Origin of the sequence: Pseudomonas sp. Z4-7, from assembly GCF_051131965.1 — a bacterium.
Taxonomy (GTDB): Bacteria; Pseudomonadota; Gammaproteobacteria; order Pseudomonadales; family Pseudomonadaceae; genus Aquipseudomonas.
On record NZ_CP071642.1, the window covers coordinates 5,553,068 to 5,572,283 of the forward strand.

At 61.4% G+C, this 19,216-nt stretch carries 15 protein-coding genes; 10 read left to right on the forward strand and 5 right to left on the reverse strand.

The genetic code is table 11. From position 1 onward, the window contains the following. Positions 1-17 precede the first annotated feature (17 nt). The 10 genes from J3P91_RS24995 (at position 18) to J3P91_RS25040 (ending at position 11,080) form a co-directional block, all read left to right on the forward strand. On the forward strand, positions 18-479 hold the full coding sequence (locus J3P91_RS24995; protein ID WP_434602020.1) for an Lrp/AsnC family transcriptional regulator: 462 nt from the start codon (positions 18-20) through the stop codon (positions 477-479). A 272-nt stretch (positions 480-751) separates the two neighbouring features. Continuing rightward, complete coding sequence (locus tag J3P91_RS25000; RefSeq protein WP_434571388.1) at positions 752-2,434, forward strand: flavin monoamine oxidase family protein; 1,683 nt, start codon at positions 752-754, stop codon at positions 2,432-2,434. A gap of 12 nt (positions 2,435-2,446) precedes the next feature. Then, the gene (locus tag J3P91_RS25005; protein WP_434602021.1) at positions 2,447-3,241 is read left to right on the forward strand and encodes a carbon-nitrogen hydrolase family protein; all 795 of its coding nucleotides are present in this window, start codon (positions 2,447-2,449) and stop codon (positions 3,239-3,241) included. Positions 3,242-3,289: 48 nt separating this feature from the next. Next, complete coding sequence (gene pqqF, locus J3P91_RS25010; protein ID WP_434602022.1) at positions 3,290-5,728, forward strand: pyrroloquinoline quinone biosynthesis protein PqqF; 2,439 nt, start codon at positions 3,290-3,292, stop codon at positions 5,726-5,728. Between the two features lie 157 nt (positions 5,729-5,885). Beyond that, on the forward strand, positions 5,886-5,960 hold the full coding sequence (pqqA, locus tag J3P91_RS25015) for a pyrroloquinoline quinone precursor peptide PqqA (RefSeq protein ID WP_003177660.1): 75 nt from the start codon (positions 5,886-5,888) through the stop codon (positions 5,958-5,960). Between the two features lie 79 nt (positions 5,961-6,039). Further along, a complete protein-coding gene (gene pqqB / locus J3P91_RS25020; RefSeq protein ID WP_434571383.1) occupies positions 6,040-6,951 on the forward strand; it encodes a pyrroloquinoline quinone biosynthesis protein PqqB in 912 nt (303 codons plus the stop codon). A gap of 189 nt (positions 6,952-7,140) precedes the next feature. Continuing rightward, positions 7,141-7,893: a pyrroloquinoline-quinone synthase PqqC gene (pqqC, locus tag J3P91_RS25025; protein WP_434602023.1), complete on the forward strand. Its 753-nt coding sequence runs from the start codon at positions 7,141-7,143 to the stop codon at positions 7,891-7,893. After that, the gene (gene pqqD / locus J3P91_RS25030; protein WP_434571379.1) at positions 7,890-8,165 is read left to right on the forward strand and encodes a pyrroloquinoline quinone biosynthesis peptide chaperone PqqD; all 276 of its coding nucleotides are present in this window, start codon (positions 7,890-7,892) and stop codon (positions 8,163-8,165) included. The genes pqqC and pqqD overlap by 4 nt, the downstream gene beginning before the upstream one ends. Further along, the gene (pqqE, locus tag J3P91_RS25035; protein ID WP_370871052.1) at positions 8,158-9,288 is read left to right on the forward strand and encodes a pyrroloquinoline quinone biosynthesis protein PqqE; all 1,131 of its coding nucleotides are present in this window, start codon (positions 8,158-8,160) and stop codon (positions 9,286-9,288) included. The genes pqqD and pqqE overlap by 8 nt, the downstream gene beginning before the upstream one ends. Beyond that, the gene (locus J3P91_RS25040) at positions 9,254-11,080 is read left to right on the forward strand and encodes an alpha/beta hydrolase family protein (RefSeq protein ID WP_434602024.1); all 1,827 of its coding nucleotides are present in this window, start codon (positions 9,254-9,256) and stop codon (positions 11,078-11,080) included. The genes pqqE and J3P91_RS25040 overlap by 35 nt, the downstream gene beginning before the upstream one ends. A gap of 132 nt (positions 11,081-11,212) precedes the next feature. Here J3P91_RS25040 and J3P91_RS25045 read toward each other — a convergent pair whose 3' ends face one another. The 5 genes from J3P91_RS25045 to J3P91_RS25065 all read right to left on the reverse strand — a co-directional run bounded on the left by J3P91_RS25045 (position 11,213) and on the right by J3P91_RS25065 (position 19,118). Continuing rightward, the gene (locus J3P91_RS25045) at positions 11,213-11,371 is read right to left on the reverse strand and encodes a YqaE/Pmp3 family membrane protein (RefSeq protein WP_038436734.1); all 159 of its coding nucleotides are present in this window, start codon (positions 11,369-11,371) and stop codon (positions 11,213-11,215) included. A gap of 339 nt (positions 11,372-11,710) precedes the next feature. Further along, a complete protein-coding gene (locus J3P91_RS25050; RefSeq protein ID WP_434602025.1) occupies positions 11,711-13,489 on the reverse strand; it encodes an acyl-CoA dehydrogenase C-terminal domain-containing protein in 1,779 nt (592 codons plus the stop codon). 252 nt (positions 13,490-13,741) lie between these two features. After that, positions 13,742-15,538 (reverse strand): acyl-CoA dehydrogenase C-terminal domain-containing protein, encoded by a 1,797-nt coding sequence (locus J3P91_RS25055; RefSeq protein WP_434602026.1) that lies wholly within the window; start codon positions 15,536-15,538, stop codon positions 13,742-13,744. A 91-nt stretch (positions 15,539-15,629) separates the two neighbouring features. After that, complete coding sequence (locus J3P91_RS25060; protein ID WP_305498358.1) at positions 15,630-16,919, reverse strand: GGDEF domain-containing protein; 1,290 nt, start codon at positions 16,917-16,919, stop codon at positions 15,630-15,632. 393 nt (positions 16,920-17,312) lie between these two features. Continuing rightward, a complete protein-coding gene (locus J3P91_RS25065) occupies positions 17,313-19,118 on the reverse strand; it encodes a phenylacyl-CoA dehydrogenase (RefSeq protein WP_434571371.1) in 1,806 nt (601 codons plus the stop codon). Positions 19,119-19,216: the final 98 nt, after the last annotated feature.

A 19,216-nucleotide genomic window follows, 5' to 3' on the forward strand; every position in this document is an offset into this window, starting at 1 on the left:
CCGCGCCGGAGCCAACCTTGACTGAGATCCGCCCCCCCGTCCTCGACGAAATCGACCGCCAGTTGATCTCGGCCCTGCAAATCAACGCGCGGGAAAGCGTCGCCATGCTCGCCCGGCAATTGGGAATTGCCCGCACCACAGTGACTTCGCGCCTGGCTCGACTGGAAAAAGCCAGGGTGATCACCGGCTACGGCGTGCGTCTTGGCCAGCGGGTGATCGATGGCGGTCTACAGGCCTATGTCGGCATCAAGGTGCAGCCACGCTCCGGTAAAGAGGTACTGCGACGCTTGAGCGCCATGGCCCAGGTCCAGCAGTTGTGCGCAGTCAGCGGCGAATTTGATTATGTGGCGTGGCTGCGCACCGATTCGCCGGAGCAGCTAGATCAGTTGCTCGACCAGATCGGCAGCGTGGACGGGGTGGAGAAAACGACTACGTCGATCATTCTCAGCAGCAAGATCGATCGGGGCCAGCCGGTCTGAAGTCTTGCAACTTACCCTGTGGGGGCGAGCCTGCTCGCGAATGCGGTGGGCCAGTTGGAGTAGTTCTTTTTGACAACCGCTTCGCGAGCAGGCTCGCTCCCACAGGATCATACTTCGTCATTACGACTCGACCAGATTACAAAATGACTTGTAATCACGCAAAACGACGACACATTGCGTCTTATTAACGTGCTTCACCCTCTCTAGAATGGCTGGCATCTTTTCTATACTCAGACGCGAACGCCGCGTCGAGTCGCCCATCAAGGTCAGCCATGAACAAGCACAATCGCCACCCAGCAGACGGTAAGAAGCCCATCACCATTTTCGGGCCGGACTTTCCTTTCGCCTTTGACGACTGGATCGAGCACCCGGCCGGCCTGGGGGTCATTCCCGAGCACAACCACGGGGCTGAAGTGGCGATCGTCGGCGCGGGGATCGCCGGTCTCGTAGCCGCTTACGAATTGATGAAGCTGGGCCTCAAACCGGTGGTCTACGAGGCGTCGAAGATGGGCGGACGTCTGCGCTCCCAAGCGTTCAACGGCGCCGAAGGCATCGTTGCCGAGCTCGGTGGCATGCGTTTTCCGGTGTCGTCCACGGCGTTCTACCACTACGTCGACAAACTGGGCCTGGAGACCAAACCGTTCCCCAACCCACTGACCTCGGCCTCGGGCAGCACCGTCATCGACCTGGAAGGGCAGACTTACTACGCCGAAAAAATGGCCGACCTCCCTGCGCTGTTCCAGGAAGTCGCTGACGCCTGGGCCGATGCCCTGGAGGATGGCTCGCGTTTCAGCGAAATCCAGCAAGCGATCCGCGAGCGCGACGTGCCGCGACTCAAGTCGCTGTGGAACACCCTGGTACCGCTGTGGGATGACCGCACGTTCTACGATTTCGTCGCCACCTCCAAGGCGTTCGCCAAGCTGTCTTTCCAGCATCGCGAAGTGTTCGGCCAGGTCGGCTTCGGCACGGGCGGCTGGGACTCGGACTTCCCCAACTCGATGCTGGAAATCTTTCGTGTGGTGATGACCAATTGCGACGACCATCAGCACCTGGTGGTTGGCGGTGTGGAACAGGTACCGCAGGGAATCTGGAGGCACGTGCCGGAGCGTTGTGTGCATTGGCCGGAGGGCACCAGCCTGAATTCGTTGCACCTGGGCGCGCCACGCAGCGGGGTGAAGCGTATCGCTCGCGCCGACGACGGCCGATTCAGCGTGACCGACGTCTGGGGCGACACGCGCGAATACGCCGCCGTGCTGGTCACCTGCCAAACCTGGCTGCTGACCACCCAGATCGAGTGTGAAGAAGCGCTGTTCTCGCAAAAAATGTGGATGGCCCTGGATCGCACCCGCTACATGCAATCGTCGAAGACCTTCGTGATGGTCGACCGGCCGTTCTGGAAGGACAAGGACCCGGAAACCGGCCGCGACCTGATGAGCATGACCCTCACCGATCGCCTGACCCGAGGCACCTACCTGTTCGACAACGGCGACAACAAGCCGGGGGTCATTTGCCTGTCGTATTCCTGGATGAGCGATGCACTGAAAATGCTCCCGTACCCGGTGGAAAAACGCGTCAAGCTGGCCCTGGATGCCCTGAAAAAAATCTACCCGAAGGTGGACATCGCCGCGCGGATCATTGGCGAACCGATCACCGTGTCCTGGGAAGCCGACCCGTATTTCCTCGGCGCCTTCAAGGGCGCGCTACCCGGCCACTATCGTTACAACCAGCGCATGTACGCGCATTTCATGCAGGACGACATGCCGGCCGAACAAAAAGGGATCTTTATCGCCGGCGACGACGTCTCATGGACACCCGCCTGGGTTGAAGGCGCGGTGCAGACCTCGCTCAATGCCGTGTGGGGAATCATGAAACACTTCGGCGGTAAAACCCATGCCGAGAACCCGGGTCCAGGGGATGTGTTCGACGAAATCGGTCCGATCGCCCTGCCCGAATAAAAGGAGTTGTCGATGCGCGTAGCCCTCTACCAATGTCCACCGCTGCCAATGGATCCGGCCGGCAACCTGCAGCGCCTGCACCAAGTCGCGCTGGAGGCCCGAGGCGCTGACATATTGGTGCTGCCGGAGATGTTCCTGACCGGCTATAACATCGGCGTCGATGCGGTGAATGTACTGGCCGAGGTCTACAACGGCGAATGGGCCCAGCAGATTGGCCGCATCGCCAAGGCGGCCGGCCTGGCGATTCTTTATGGCTACCCCGAACGCAGCGAAGACGGACACATCTACAACGCCGTGCAACTGATCGATGCCCAAGGCGAACGCCTCGCCAACTATCGCAAGAGTCACCTGTTCGGCGACCTCGACCATACGATGTTCAGCGCCGGGGGTGCGACGCTGCCCATTGTCGAGCTCAACGGCTGGAAACTCGGTTTCCTGATCTGCTATGACCTGGAGTTCCCGGAAAACGCCCGGCGGCTGGCCTTGGCCGGTGCCGAGCTGATCCTGGTGCCGACCGCCAACATGCAGCCCTACGAGTTCATCGCCGACGTCACCGTGCGGGCACGGGCCATTGAAAACCAGTGTTTCGTGGCCTACGCCAACTACTGTGGCCATGAAGGTGAATTGCGCTATTGCGGCCAGAGCAGCATCGCCGCGCCGGACGGCAGCCGCCCGGCCCTGGCGGGGCTGGACGAGGCGTTGATCGTCGGCGAACTGGATCGACAGTTGATGAATGACTCACGCGCGGCCTACAACTACCTGCATGACCGTCGCCCGGCGCTATACGGCGACTTGCATAAACACTGATCCGGGCTAATCCGCTAGCATGAGCACATCCTTGTCCTGGAAGCGCTCATGCCGGCCCCCGATTCCCTCCGCCCCCATACCGAAACCCTGGCCAACGGCCTGCAAGTGACGTTGCGCCATGCACCCGGCCTCAAGCGCAGCGCTGCGGTGTTGCGGGTGGCGGCCGGCAGCCATGATGCGCCCGAGGCCTGGCCGGGCCTCGCGCATTTTCTCGAACATCTTTTCTTCCTCGGGACAGAACGTTTTCCCAGCGGGCAGAACCTGATGGCCTACGTCCGGGACCACGGTGGGCAAGTCAACGCGCGTACCAGCGAGCGCACCACGGACTTTTTCATCGAGCTGCCGCCTGCCGCCCTGGCCGACGGGTTGGAGCGTCTGGCAGACATGCTCGCTCATCCCCGACTGGATGAAGCCGACCAGTTACGCGAGCGGGAAGTGCTGCACGCCGAATTCATCGCCTGGTCCCGGGACGCCGCCGCCCAGCGCCAGGTTGCCCTGTATGACGGGTTGTCGGCGGCTCATCCGCTGCGAGGTTTTCACGCCGGCAACCGCGACAGCCTCGGCGTATCACAGCCTGAATTTCAAACGGCGCTGCGCGGTTTCCATCAGCGTTTCTACCAGAGCGGTCAGATGACCTTGAGCCTCGCCGGCCCGCAAAGCCTCGAAACAATGAAGGCGCTGGCCGATCAATTCGCTACAAGCATGCCCATCGGAAAAGCGGTGACCAGGCAATCGCCGCCGAGGCTAATGACGTCGCCAGGCATCGCTTATCAACAGGTCCGGGAAGGCTGCCTCGACTTGCTCTTCGCCCTCGAACACTTGCCTGGCGCCTCGCCTCAAGCATTGGCCTTCCTGTGTCACTGGCTGAACTCCAGCAAACCGGGCGGCTTGCTTGCGACGTTGCGCCAACGAGGTCTCGCCGACAGCCTCAAGGCTTCGCCGCTGTATGAATTTGCCGGTCAGGCACTGCTGCACATCGAGCTCAAGCTCGACAGCGGCCAGGTACCGTCGGCTATCGAGCCGTTGCTGCGCGATTGGCTGGGGTTCTTTGCCGCCCATGACGACTGGGCTCCCTTGCGCCAGGAATTCAACGCGCTACTGCAGCGCCGTCAGGAAACGGCAACCGCCCTGCAACTGGCGCGTTGGGACGGCGATGGATGTGCCGGGGCTCTAGCGGAAAACGACTTGATGCGGGTTCGAGAAATCCTCAAACAATTGCACCCTGCGAATCCGGTCACCGAACAATGGCAACTGCCCTCGCCCAACCCGTTCCTGCAAGCGCCAAGCGAGCCGCCCCGCGCCGGTTTGATACGCGGCCAGACCAGCGCCCACCGTGGTCTGCGCACGTTCGCACAAGACCGCAGCCGGGGCCGGCGGGAACGCTCGCCCATGCAGTTCAGCCAGGCATTGCCGGACTCCCGGGAAAGTGCGGTGTATGTGCGCTGGCAACTGGAGACCCGGGTACCGCTGGATTTTCAACCCAGACTCGATCGGCACCTGGCGGATGTGCGCGAGGACGCCCGGCAGGCAGGCGTGGACATCACTTTCGAAGCCTGTAGTGATCGATGGCTGTTGAAGCTGGTCGGTTTGCAAGCACCGATGCCGTTGGTGCTTGAGCACCTGCTGACGAAGCTGGAGCAGCCGCTGCCACCCATTCAGGCCAGGAACGAAACGCCCCTGATGCCGATTCGACATTTGCTGCGGGAATTGCCGGATTACTATCAGCAAAACCTGCGGCATGCAGAGCTGCCACCGCCCGACAGCGAACAAGACGTCTGGGCAAGCGCCCGCTGGGACGGCCTGGCCATCGGTCTGTCGGCTGCTTCCCAAGCGGCTGTGGGCCCGTTGTTGGCCCGAATTCCTGGCGTGGCCCGCGAGGCGACGGCGCCAGCAGTGACGCCTTCACCAGGGCGGATCTGGCGCACCCTCGAGACCCATGGCGACGAACACGCCGTGTTGCTGTTTTGCCCCTCGCCCACGTTGGACTTGCCCGACGAAGCTGCCTGGCGATTGCTGGCTCATTTGTGCCAGACCCCGTATTACCAGCGCTTGAGAGTCGAGCTGCAGTTAGGTTATGCGGTGTTCAGTGGTTTGAAACAAATCGATGGGTGGACCGGCTTGTTGCTGGGTGCGCAATCGCCCGAGACGTCGGCCGCACAGTTGGTCAGCCATATGGAGCAGTTCCTGACCGAGCTCCCCGCAGTGGTCGAGAAAACCGACGATGCAACCCTGGCCAGCCAACAACAAGCCCTGGCCAGCCAGATGCAAATCGCGGCGTTGCCCTGCGCCCAGGCGGCCGAGCTACTCTGGCAAGGAAAACTGGCCGGCCACCCGGCGGACTTCCCTGAGCGACTGGCCGATGCCATCCTGGGCATGCAGCGCATAGACCTGGTGAATGCCGCCCGCCGCTTGATCGATGCGCATGGAGGACGTTATTGCCTCAGCAACGCGCCGAGCCCGGGCGCCCCTTGGCGAGCGGCCGAATGATCATTACAGGCGCTGCAATGAGCTTTCTCAGAGAATCGCAGCGAACCAAATTGTCAGATTTAGTAACATAGTCACCTGAGCATCTGAACATCTCCGGACGGAGGTGGACTATATGTATAGCTTTAAACCGATCCACCCCAACCAAAGGAGTATTCCCATGTCCTGGTCCAAACCCGCATATATCGACCTGCGTATCGGCTTCGAAGTCACCATGTACTTCGCCAGCCGTTGATGATTGCAGGCAGTTAGTACGCGACACAACGCCTCGGCCATCCGGGGCGTTTTTATTTTGGTTTGCAGATGGAGCGAGCATGTTCGTCCAGATTCTAGGTTCCGCCGCCGGCGGGGGCTTTCCCCAGTGGAACTGCAACTGCGCCAATTGCGCGGGTTTTCGCGACGGCAGTCTCCGAGCGCAGGCGCGCACCCAGTCGTCCATTGCAATTTCCGATGATGGCGTGAGCTGGGTCCTGTGCAACGCCTCGCCGGACATCCGCGCGCAACTCCAGGGTTTCGCCCCGATGCAGCCTGGCCGGGCGCTACGGGACACTGGCATCGGCGCGATCATCCTGATGGACAGCCAGATCGATCACACCACCGGCTTGCTCAGCCTGCGCGAAGGCTGCCCGCATCAGGTCTGGTGCACCGACATGGTCCATGAAGACCTGAGCACCGGTTTCCCGCTGTTCAACATGCTGACCCACTGGAACGGCGGCCTGAGCTGGAACCGCATCGAGCTGGACCAGAGCTTCACCGTCCCGGCCTGCCCGAACCTGCGCTTCACCCCGCTGCCGCTGCGCAGCGCCGCGCCGCCCTATTCACCGCACCGCTTCGATCCGCACCCGGGCGACAACATCGGGCTGATCGTTGAAGACCTGCGCAGCGGCGGCAAACTGTTCTATGCGCCGGGCCTGGGCAAGGTCGACGAACCGTTGCTGCAGATCATGGCCGACAGCGACTGCCTGCTGGTGGACGGCACGATGTGGGACGACGACGAAATGCAACGCCGTGGCGTCGGCACTCGCACCGGTCGGGAAATGGGCCACCTGGCGCAGAATGGCCCTGGCGGCATGCTGGAGGTGCTGGAGCAATTGCCCGAACAGCGCAAGGTGCTTATCCATATCAACAACACCAACCCGATCCTGGACGAAGACTCGCCCGAGCGGGCCGAGCTGGTGCGTCGCAAGATTGAAGTGGCCTATGACGGGATGAGTATTGAGTTGTAGGAATGTGCAGACGAATGTGTGAGCGGCTTTGCGGTGTGCCAGGTCCTCTTCGTGAGCAGGCTCGCTCCCACAGTAGTCGTGAGTCGTACCGGACATCTGCTTTAGCACAACCCAATGTGGGAGCGAGCCTGCTCGCGAAGAGGCCGACCAGGCAACCCATCCGCCAGCGGTTATCCAAGGAGAACCGAAATGACTGACACCCCCCTGTCCATCGCCGAGTTCGAGGCGGCCCTGCGTGCCAAAGGCGCGTACTACCACATCCATCATCCCTATCACGTGGCGATGTATGAAGGCCGCGCCACGCGCGAGCAGATCCAGGGCTGGGTCGCGAACCGCTTTTACTACCAAGTGAATATTCCACTCAAGGACGCCGCGATCCTGGCCAACTGCCCGGACCGGGAAATTCGTCGCGAGTGGATCCAGCGCCTGCTCGACCATGACGGCGCCCCCGGCGAAGACGGCGGCATCGAAGCCTGGCTGCGACTGGGCCAGGCAGTGGGCCTGGACCCCGATCAGCTGCGCTCACAAGAGTTGGTGCTACCCGGCGTACGCTTCGCCGTGGATGCCTACGTCAACTTCGCCCGCCGGGCCTCCTGGCAGGAAGCCGCCAGCAGCTCATTGACCGAACTGTTCGCCCCGCAGATCCACCAGTCGCGCCTGGACAGCTGGCCGCAGCACTACCCCTGGATCGACCCGGCCGGCTATGAATATTTCCGCACCCGCCTGGGCCAGGCTCGGCGTGATGTGGAGCATGGTCTCGCGATCACCTTGCAGCACTACACCACCCGCGCAGGCCAGCAGCGCATGCTGGAAATTCTCCAGTTCAAATTGGACATTCTCTGGAGCATGCTCGACGCCATGAGCATGGCTTACGAATTAAAACGCCCGCCCTATCACAGCGTGACCGATCAACGGGTGTGGCATAAAGGGATTACCTTATGAGCTTCGACCGCAGCAAAACCCCTCAGTGGCGTCCCGGCTATCGCTTCCAATACGAACCGGCCCAGAAAGGCCATGTGCTGCTTTATCCTGAAGGCATGATCAAGCTCAACGACAGCGCTTCGCTGATCGGCGGCCTGATCGATGGTGAACGGGATGTCGCGGCGATCATCGGCGAGCTGGAGAAGCAATTCCCGGACGTGCCGGAACTCGGTGACGACATCGAGCAATTCATGGAGGTCGCCCGTGCACAGCACTGGATCACCCTTGCCTGAGAAGCCCGCCGTCGGCTTGCCGCTGTGGCTGCTGGCCGAGCTGACCTATCGCTGCCCGTTGCAATGCCCGTACTGCTCCAACCCGCTGGACTTTGCCGAGCAAGGCAAGGAGCTGAGCACCGAGCAGTGGTTCAAGGTCTTTCGCGAGGCCCGGGAAATGGGCGCCGCGCAACTGGGCTTTTCCGGTGGCGAGCCGTTGGTGCGCCAGGACCTCGCCGAGCTGATCGGCGAGGCGCGCAAGCTAGGCTTCTACACCAATCTGATCACCTCGGGCATCGGCTTGACCGAACAGAAAATCAGCGATTTCAAGAAGGCCGGCCTCGACCACATCCAGATCAGTTTCCAGGCCAGCGACGAGCAGGTGAACAATCTGCTGGCCGGTTCGAAAAAAGCTTTCGCGCAAAAACTGGAGATGGCCCGAGCGGTGAAAGCCCATGGTTATCCGATGGTGCTGAACTTCGTCACCCATCGGCACAACATCGACAAGATCGACCGCATCATCGAGCTGTGCATCGCCCTGGAGGCGGACTTTGTCGAACTCGCCACGTGCCAGTTCTATGGCTGGGCACACCTCAACCGCGTCGGCCTGCTGCCCACGCGGGAACAACTGGTGCGTGCCGAGCGCATCACCAATGAATACCGGGCCAGGCTCGAGGCCGAAGGTAACCCGTGCAAGTTGATCTTCGTGACCCCGGATTACTACGAAGAACGTCCCAAGGCCTGCATGAACGGCTGGGGCAGCATCTTCCTGACCGTTACCCCAGATGGCACGGCATTGCCTTGCCATGGCGCCCGGCAGATGCCGGTGCAGTTCCCGAATGTGCGTGACCACAGCATGCAACACATCTGGTACGACTCGTTCGGCTTCAACCGTTTTCGAGGTTATGACTGGATGCCCGAGCCCTGCCGCTCGTGCGATGAAAAAGAAAAGGACTTTGGCGGCTGTCGTTGCCAGGCGTTCATGCTCACCGGTGACGCCAGCAATGCCGATCCGGTGTGCAGCAAATCCGCGCACCACGGGATGATTCTCCAGGCTCGCGAAGACGCCGAGCATGCCACGCAAACCATTGAACAACTGGCCTTTCGCAATGAACGAAACTCGCGCCTCATCGTTAAAGGCTGAACCTTTCAGCGCCGCCCAGGCCGTCGCGGCAGGCGTCGACTTTGCCGAGCTGCAACTCGGCCCCCAGGGTCTTTTCTGGAACGAATACCGCCCCGAAGATGGCGCTTGCCGGATCTGGCATTGGCGAGACGGCAAGGCGCGTTGCCTGACCCCGGACGGTTTCAGTGTGCGCAGCCGGGTGTATGAATACGGCGGCGGGTCGTTCTGCCTGAGCGACGACGGCGTACTGTTCGTCAACGAAAGCGACCAACAGCTGTATCACCAATCGCTGCGCGACCAGTGTCCGGTAGCGCTGACCGCGGGCGATTGTCGATACGGCGATCTGCACTTCGCCACAGGGCACGTGCTGGCCGTGGAGGAACAGGCCGATCAGCATCGATTGGTATCGATCGGGCTGGCGGATCACCAACGCCGTGTATTGGCCGAAGGCGCGGACTTCTATGCCGCGCCGATCTTGAGCCCCGACGGAAAACGTCTCGCCTGGATTGAATGGAGTCGCCCTCACCAGCCATGGACAGCGACGCGGCTGATGCTCGCCGAACGCAACGATTCAACCTGGGCAGCGCCATGCTGCGTGGCCGGCGATGATGGCGAAGAATCCATCCAGCAACCTCGCTTCGATGCTTGCAGTCGCCTTTATTGCCTGACCGACCGAGACGGTTATTGGCAGCCCTGGAGTGAACGCGCCGGCGTCCTGAAGCCAATGGACGCCGCCGAAGCCGATCACGCCCCGGCGCCTTGGCAACTGGGCGGGTGTACATGGTTGCCGGTGGATGAAAGCAGTTACCTGGCAAGCTGGACCGAGGCCGGCTTCGGGCGGTTGGGGCTGCGCTGCGGCGGCGTGCTCGAAGATTTCACCGGCACTTACAGCCGCTTCCGCAGCCTCGCGCTGGATGAGCAATTCATCTGTGCCATTGCCGCCTCGCCAGCCAGCCCCTCGGCGGTCATTGCGATCGAGCGGCGCAGTCATGAAGCGCTGGTGCTGGCCGGAGGCATCGCGCCGTTGCCTCCCGAGCAAATCAGCCGCCCCCGGACTCTGCGCTATCCCTCTGCGTCCAGCGAAGCCCACGGTTTTTTTTATCCAGCCATGAACACCGACGCGAAACCGCCGCTGGTGGTGTTCGTCCACGGCGGGCCCACTTCGGCTTGCTACCCGATGTTCGACCCGCGCATCCAGTATTGGACCCAGCGCGGCTTCGCCGTTGCCGACCTCAACTACCGTGGCAGCAGCGGCTATGGCCGCGCCTATCGGCAAGCGCTGCATTTGAGTTGGGGCGTGGTGGATGTCGAGGATGCCTGCGCCGTGGTTGCTTACCTGGATGAGCAAGGCTTGGTCGATGGCCGCTGCGCCTTCATCCGTGGCGGCAGCGCGGGAGGCTATACCAGCCTCTGCGCCCTGGCGTTCCGGGACGTGTTCCGCGCTGGCGCCAGCCTCTACGGCGTCAGTGATCCCGTTGCCCTGGCCCGCGCTACGCACAAATTCGAAGGTGACTATCTGGACTGGCTGATCGGCGACCCGCAACTGGACGCCGAACGCTACCGGGCCCGCACCCCGTTACTGCATGCCGAGAGGATTCGCGCGCCGGTGATTTTTTTCCAAGGTGAACTGGACGCCGTGGTCGTGCCTCAGCAGACCCGCGACATGGTCAAGGCGCTGGAAGACAACGGTGTTGCGGTCGAGGCTCATTACTACCCTGATGAGCGCCATGGCTTTCGCAAGGCCGCGAACCAGGCACATGCGCTGGAGCATGAGTGGTTGTTCTATCGCAGGGTGATGGATGCTCGCCTCTAGAAGCGACAAGTACTTGTGGCGAGGGAGCTTGCTCCCGCTGGGTCGCGGAGCGGCCCCAGGCTTTTGCGATTGCTGCGCAATCGAGCGGGAGCAAGCTCCCTCGCCACAGAGGTCGTAGTCATTACATTAACTTCAGCGCTTGGCGATGATGTACACCGCATGCACGATGCCGGGGATATAACCCAACAGCGTCAGCAGAATGTTCAGCCAGAAAGCCCCGCCGAACCCGACTTGCAGGAACACACCCAGCGGTGGCAACAGAATGGCGATGATGATTCGAATGATATCCATGGACAGCTCCTGATGGTCGATGGCCACATTGCCATATAGCTCATGGACAGCTGACCGCTCGTCAGGGTTCAGTGCGCGTCCAAAGAGGCGCGCCGCAGGGAGAAGATACGCAGGCAAAAAACGCGGGCAAAAGAAAACCCCGCCGAAGCGGGGCTTTGCAGACTGTTTCCCTGACATCCATTTCACTCCGCCTTCCTGGCAGAATCCTACGTGTCCGTGTTGTAACTTTGCGCGTCCTGCGCTACGTCCATGGAAGCTAGATTAGCCGTGGATCCAATCGGCCGATAGAGGGAAATCGCCAGCACGTCATGTAAGCTTTTTCCTACATATCGTCTTCTTTTAGAACTGACCGGGTTCCAGCAAGAACAGCGACTCGCTGCCCGCCCTTACCGAAGCGCCCAAGGAATGGATTCGTGGCAACAGGCGGGCGAAATAGAAACGTGCCGTGCCCAGTTTGCTCGCGTAGAAATCGTCCTGCTTTTCCTTGCCCAGGGCCGCCCGGGCCATGAGCGCCCACATGTAGGCATACGCGGTGTAGCCGAACGCCTGCAGGTACTCCACCGAAGCCGCGCCAATTTCATGGGGATTGTTTTTCGCCCGGTCCAGCAGCCACTCGGTCAGCTCGTCCAGCGTGCCGACGGCATCGTTCAACGGCTGGGTGAACTCCGTCAGATCGCTGCCAGCGGTAGCGGTGAAATGACGAATCTCGTCGGCGAACAGTTTGTAGAACGCCCCGCCGTTGCCGACGATCTTGCGCCCCACCAGGTCCAGTGCCTGGATGCCGTTGGTGCCTTCGTATATCTGGGTGATGCGCACGTCGCGCACCAGCTGCTCCTGGCCCCATTCTCGAATGTAGCCGTGGCCGCCGAAAACCTGCTGGCCGTGAATGGTGGTTTCCAGGCCCAGGTCGGTCAGGAAAGCTTTCGCTACTGGCGTCAGCAAGGCCACCAGATCTTCGGCACGCTTGCGAGTCGTCGGGTCTTCGCTGAACTTGGCGGTGTCCAGTTGCATCGCCACGTAGGTGGAGAATGCCCGGCCACCTTCGTTCGACGCTTTCATGGTCAGCAACATCCGGCGCACATCCGGGTGGACGATGATCGGGTCGGCGATCTTGTCCTTGTTCTGCGCGCCGCTTGGCGAACGGCTTTGCAGGCGATCACGGGCGTATTCGACAGCGTTCTGGTACGAACGCTCGCCGGAGGCCAGGCCCTGGATCCCCACGCCCAGGCGTTCGTAATTCATCATGGTGAACATCGCCGCCAGGCCTTTGTTCGGCTCGCCGACCAGGTAACCCACTGCTTCGTCGAAGTTCATCACGCAGGTGGCGGACGCCTGGATGCCCATCTTGTGTTCGATCGAACCGCAGTTGGCCGCGTTGCGTGCGCCCAGGCTGCCGTCGGCGTTGACCATGAATTTCGGCACCAGGAACAGCGAAATGCCTTTCGGGCCCGCCGGTGCGTCGGGGAGCTTCGCCAGCACCAGGTGAATGATGTTTTCGGTGAGGTCGTGTTCGCCACCGGTAATGAAAATCTTCGTGCCGCTGACCTTGTAGGTGCCGTCAGCCTGGGGCTCAGCCTTGGTCCGGATAATCCCCAGGTCGGTGCCGGCATGGGGTTCGGTCAGGCACATGGAGCCGGCCCAGACGCCGGCGTACATGTTTGGCAGGTACGCGGCTTTCAATTCCTCACTGGCGTGGGCGTTGATCGACAGGCAGGCTCCTGCGGTAAGCATCGGGTACAGACCGAAGGACAGGCTGGCGGAGTTGACCATTTCCTCGACCTGGGCCGAAACCGCCTTGGGCATGCCCATGCCACCGTACGTTGGATCACCGCCGACGCCGACCCAACCGCCTTCAGCGAAGGTCCTGTAGGCTTCAGGGAAACCCGCCGGGGTGGTCACGGCGCCGTCAGCCCAGTGGCAGCCCTCCTCGTCAGCTGCACGGCTGAGGGGCGCGATGCTTTTACCGGTGACCTTGCCCGCCTCTTCGAGGATCGCTTCGACGGTTTCAGCGTCTACGGTTTCGGCCAACGCCGGCAGTTGAGCCCAGAGTTTCGCGACCTCGAATACTTCATTGAGGACGAAGCGCATATCGCGCAGGGGCGCTTTGTAGTCAGCCATGGCAAACCTCGCAGGATCTAAACAATTGGTTCGTAGGAAAGCGTTCTCGCAATGGCCCAGAGTGTACCTCAACAACTTTTGAGACACATAGGGTCAACCTGTGACTGTTTTGTTATTTTTAGTCAACCTCGAAGCTCTGTTTTTCCGTGGCGAGGGAGCTTGCTCCCGCTTGAGTGCGCAGCGCTCACTAGAGGGCTGCTGCGCACCCCAGCGGGAGCGAGCTCCCTCGCCACTGAGAAATGTTTCAGCCTGTCAAAGCGCAAACAACTCCGCCGGCAACCTCATCAGGCAATCGCTCCCTGCCTCTATTGCAGCCCGATGGGCGGCCGTACGCGGCAGCAGGCGCTTGAAGTAAAACTCGCACGTCGCCAGCTTGGCCCGGCAGAAATCGCTGTCTCCAGTGCCGCTGTCGAGTTGCGCCTGGGCCACCAACGCCATGCGCAACCACAGATAGGCCAGAATGATATACCCGCTGTACATCAGGTAATCCACCGAAGCGGCGCCCACCTCATCCGGATTTTTCATGGCGGCCATGCCGACCTGCGTCGTCAGTTCGCCCCATTGCTGGTTGAGCCCGTCCAGTTGCGCAATGAAAGCCTGGAGCTGCGGATGCCCGGCATTGGCAGCGCAGAATTTGTGAACGATTCTGGTGAAACCGCGCAGCAACTTGCCCTGGCTACCCAGCACTTTGCGCCCCAGCAGGTCCAGGGCCTGGATGCCGTTGGTGCCTTCATAGATCGGCGCGATCCGGCAATCACGCACCAGCTGCTCCATGCCCCACTCACGAATGAAGCCATGACCGCCAAAGACCTGCATGCCGTGGTTGGTCACTTCCAGCCCGGTGTCGGTCATGAAGGCTTTGCAGATCGGGGTGAGGAAGGCCAGCAGGTCTTCGGCTTCCTGGCGGGCGCTTTCGTCGCGGCTCAAATGCGCGGTATCGAGCAGTTGCGCGGTGAAATAGGTCAGCGCCCGGTTGCCTTCGTTGAAGGCTTTCATGGTCAGCAGCATCCGACGTACGTCGGGATGGACGATGATCGGGTCGGCGACTTTTTCCGGCGCCTTCGGGCCGGTCAAAGAGCGCATCTGCAGGCGATCGTTGGCGTATTTGATCGCACCCTGGAAGCTCGCTTCGCCGAGGCACAGGCCCTGCATGCCGGTACCGAGGCGGGCGTGGTTCATCATGGTGAACATGCAGTTGAGGCCCTTGTTCGGTTCGCCGATCAGGAAACCCTTGGCCCCATCGAAGTTCAGCACGCACGTGGCCGACGCCTTGATGCCCATCTTGTGCTCGATCGAACCGCAGGAAACACCATTGCGCTCACCGGCCTCGCCCGCTGCATCGGGCAGGAACTTGGGCACGATGAACAACGAGATGCCTTTGGTCCCGGCGGGAGCATCCGGCAATTTGGCGAGCACCAAGTGAATGATGTTGTCGCTCATGTCGTGCTCGCCGGCACTGATGAAGATTTTGCTGCCGGTCACCGCGTAGCTACCATCCGCCTGAGGCACGGCGCGGGTCTTGATGATGCCCAGGTCAGTGCCGCAGTGGGCTTCGGTCAGGCACATGGTGCCGGTCCACTGGCCGGCGGTGAGCTTGTTGAGGTAGGTCTGTTTCTGCTGTTCGGTGCCGTGAGCGTGGATGGCCGACATGGCGCCGTGGGTCAGGCCGGGGTACATGCCCCAGGAGGTATTGCTCGACCCGATCATCTCGCTGATCACCAGCCCCAGCGAGCTGGGCAGGCCTTGGCCACCATAAGCCGGATCCGCTGCCAGGCCGTGCCAGCCGCCTTCCACATACTGTGCGAAAGCTTGCTTGAAGCCCGTAGGTGTAGTGACCACGCCGGTATCGAAATGGCAGCCCTCTTCGTCACCCGGACGATTAAGCGGAGCCAGCACGTTCTCACAGAATCGGGCACCTTCTTCGAGGATGGCGCTGACCATGTCCGGACTGGCGTCGCTGGCCCCCAACTCGGCATAGCGACCGTGGAAATCAAAGACGTTGTCGATCAGGAAACGCATATCGCGCAGCGGGGCTTTGTACTCGGGCATGGTGGTTTTCTCCGGTAGCAGATCATCCCAACCTACTGCCGGCCGCCAAGGCCCACAATCAATCTCCAGACGCTGAATGCGCCGTCATCACTCAACCCGCGGCGGCTTCCATGCGCACTGCGCCGCGACGATTCTGGCCGAAGGCAATCACACAATTGCGCCCCGCCCCCTTGGCGTTGTAGAGCGCCTGGTCGGCGGACTTGAGCACTTCCTCGGGCGTGCGCTGGTCCACGCGTTCGGCCACGCCGATGCTGACGGTCACCGATACGCTGGTGGCGCCGCTGCCGGAGCGACGCTGGCGACCTTGCTGATCGTCCTGGGGGCGATTGTCGGGATTACGCAGTTGAATGGCGTACGTCTCGATGGACTGGCGGATGACTTCCAGATGAGGCATGCATTCATCAATGGTCTTGCCGGCAAACACCAGAGCAAACTCCTCGCCGCCGTAACGATAAGCCCTGCCGCCACCACCGATTTTCGACAGCTTGCTGGCCACCAGGCGCAGCACCTGATCGCCGACATCGTGACCGTGGGTGTCGTTGAATTTCTTGAAGTGATCCACGTCGCTCATCGCCAGCACGTAGTTGCGACCCAGGCGCTGCATGCGTTCATTCAGCGCCCGGCGCCCCGGCAGGCCGGTGAGCTCATCGCGGAAGGCCATCTGGTAGGCCTCGTGAGCAACCGCGGCGGCGATCATCAGCATTACCTGGCTGCACATGATGTTCAGGGTGAACGGCAAGATGAACGTCTTCGGCAGCATCCAGAACAACCCGACCAACCCCACCAACTGCGCCGCATGCAAGGGCCGCGGGTTACGCCAGTATTGCCAGGCCAGCAGCACGAACGCAGCGGCAAACACCGGGTATGACAATTGGATCAGGCTCATCCAGGCACCATGCAGCGCCGGCCAGCGTATCTCCGAAAGCCACAGCAGCAGGGCCTGGGGAAAGCTTTGCTCCAGGGCCAGGGCCACGCCACCAAAGGCCAGCAGCACCGCGAAACGCGCCACCATGTCCTGGAACAGATGCGTGCGCTCCTGCCACGCCGCGAACAGCCCGAACAACAGCGGCAGCAGCAGGCAGACCAGATGGAAAACCACCGCCGCGTCTTCGCGCACCTTGCCGTTATCGCGATAGAAGTCGGTCTGGGTATCCAGCAGGAAATAAGCGATGTACACCGTGACCATCAGAAACAGTTCGCGCTGACGTCGGTAAACGGAGCAGTACGCCCCGCCCAACAACAACACCAGCGTAGGAAGCACGTTGAACAATGATGTGAAGAAGACGTTCAGGTCCTTGACGTAGGCAGCCGCGAGCCCCGCCAGTAAAAGCACTGTCGACGGTAGGAAATGGCTGAAGCGCATTACGGAAAGACGCGGCAAGGGTAAAGCTCCGACCCGGCTGATCAAAGATGGCATTGTGCCTGCAACTGGAGCAGTAAGGCACGCGAGAGGTGACAGATGTCACACTGCCATCGCTGTAACGGCAGGGCAGGAAGTTTTCTTAGGGTCCGGTTCGATGAATATTGTTTCAGGATCGCCATGGTTCCCCTGTGGCGAGGGAGCTTGCTCCCGCTCGGCTGCGAAGCAGTCGTAAACCGGCGGGCGCGGTGTGTCGGATGCTCCGTATTCGGCAGGTTTGGGGGCCGCTTCGCAGCCCAGCGGGAGCAAGATCCCTCGCCACGGGTTTGTCGATGGCCTGACTGGGGTTATGACAAACATGAAAAAGCCGCTGCTCCCGAAGAAGCAGCGGCTTTTTGAAGAAACGCTTAAGGCTTAGTAGCCCAGCGCGAAGTCTTCTTCTTTCATGTCCATCAGGTTGTTGGCGCCCGACAACATGGTCGCCACGTGAGTGCGGGTGCGCGGCAGGATACGCTGGAAGTAGAAGCGCGCGGTCTGCAGCTTGGCGGTGTAGAACGCTTCTTCGGTCGTGCCGGCCGCCAGTTTTTCCGCAGCCAGGCGCGCCATGTCGGCCCAGAAGTAAGCCAGGCAGGCGTAACCGGAGTACATCAGGTAATCCACCGAGGCCGCGCCGACTTCTTCGCGATCCTTCATGGCGGCCATGCCGACCTTCATGGTCAGTTCGCCCCACTCCTTGTTCAGTGCAGCCAACGGCTCGACGAATTCCTTGACGGCTTCGTTGCCTTCGTTGCCCTGGCAGAACTTGTGGACAATCTTGGTGAAGCCCTTGAGCGCCTCGCCCTGGGTCATCAGCACTTTACGGCCCAGCAGGTCGAGCGCCTGGATGCCCGTGGTACCTTCGTAAAGCATCGAGATGCGGCTGTCACGCACGTTCTGCTCCATGCCCCACTCGGCGATAAAGCCGTGGCCGCCGTAGATCTGCACGCCGTGGTTGGCCGATTCGAAGCCGACTTCGGTCATGAACGCCTTGGCGATCGGGGTCATGAACGCCAGCAGGGCGTCAGCCTTCTTCTTCTCTTCTTCATCCACGCCGTACTTGACGATGTCGACCTGCTTGGCGGTGAAGTACACCATCGCCCGGTTGCCCTCGGCGAAGGCTTTCATGGTCAGCAACATGCGACGCACGTCAGGGTGCACGATGATCGGGTCGGCGGCCTTGTCCGGTGCTTTCGGGCCGGTCAGGGAACGCATCTGCAGGCGGTCGCGAGCGTACTTCAGGCCACCCTGGAAACCGATTTCGGCGTGGGCCAGGCCTTGCAGCGCGGTACCCAGGCGAGCGGTGTTCATGAAGGTGAACATGCAATTCAGGCCCTTGTTCGCTGGGCCGATCAGGAAACCGGTGGCCGCGTCGAAGTTCATCACGCAGGTGGCGTTGCCGTGGATGCCCATCTTGTGTTCCAGGGAGCCACAGCTGACTGCGTTGCGCTGGCCGATTGAGCCGTCGGCCTCAGGCAGGAATTTCGGAACGATGAACAGCGAGATACCTTTGGTGCCAGCCGGTGCGTCCGGCAGGCGCGCCAGCACGATGTGGACGATGTTGTCGGCCATGTCGTGTTCGCCGGCCGAGATGAAGATCTTGGTGCCGGTCACTTTGTAGGAGCCGTCGGCCTGAGGTTCGGCCTTGGTGCGCAACATGCCCAGGTCGGTGCCGCAGTGCGGTTCGGTCAGGCACATGGTGCCGGTCCATTCGCCGGATACCAGCTTGGTCAGGTAAGCCTCTTGCTGCTCGGGGGTACCGTGCTCGGAAATGGTGTTCATCGCGCCATGGGACAGGCCCGGGTACATGCCCCACGACCAGTTGGCTTCGCCGACCATCTCGCTGACTGCCAGGCCCAGGGATTCCGGCAGGCCTTGGCCACCGTGCGCCACGTCATGGGCCAGGCTCGGCCAGCCGCCTTCGACAAATTGCTTGTAGGCTTCCTTGAAGCCGGTCGGGGTTTTCACGCCGGACTCGCTCCAAGTGCAACCTTCGAGATCACCCACGCGGTTCAGCGGCGCCAGCACCTGCTCACAGAACTTGGCGCCTTCTTCGAGGATGGCGTCAACCATGTCCGGAGTTGCCTCCTGGCACGCTGGAAGGCTCTGATAATGCGCTTCGTAGCCGAGCAGTTCGTCACGAACGAAGCGAATATCACGCAAGGGGGCCTTGTAGTCAGGCATAGCGATAAACCTCTGCTGATGTAACCGGGAATGAACGACCGCGTGGATTTGTTATAGCGATCAAACAGCTGTTTGAAACATACGTTTACGCCCATACC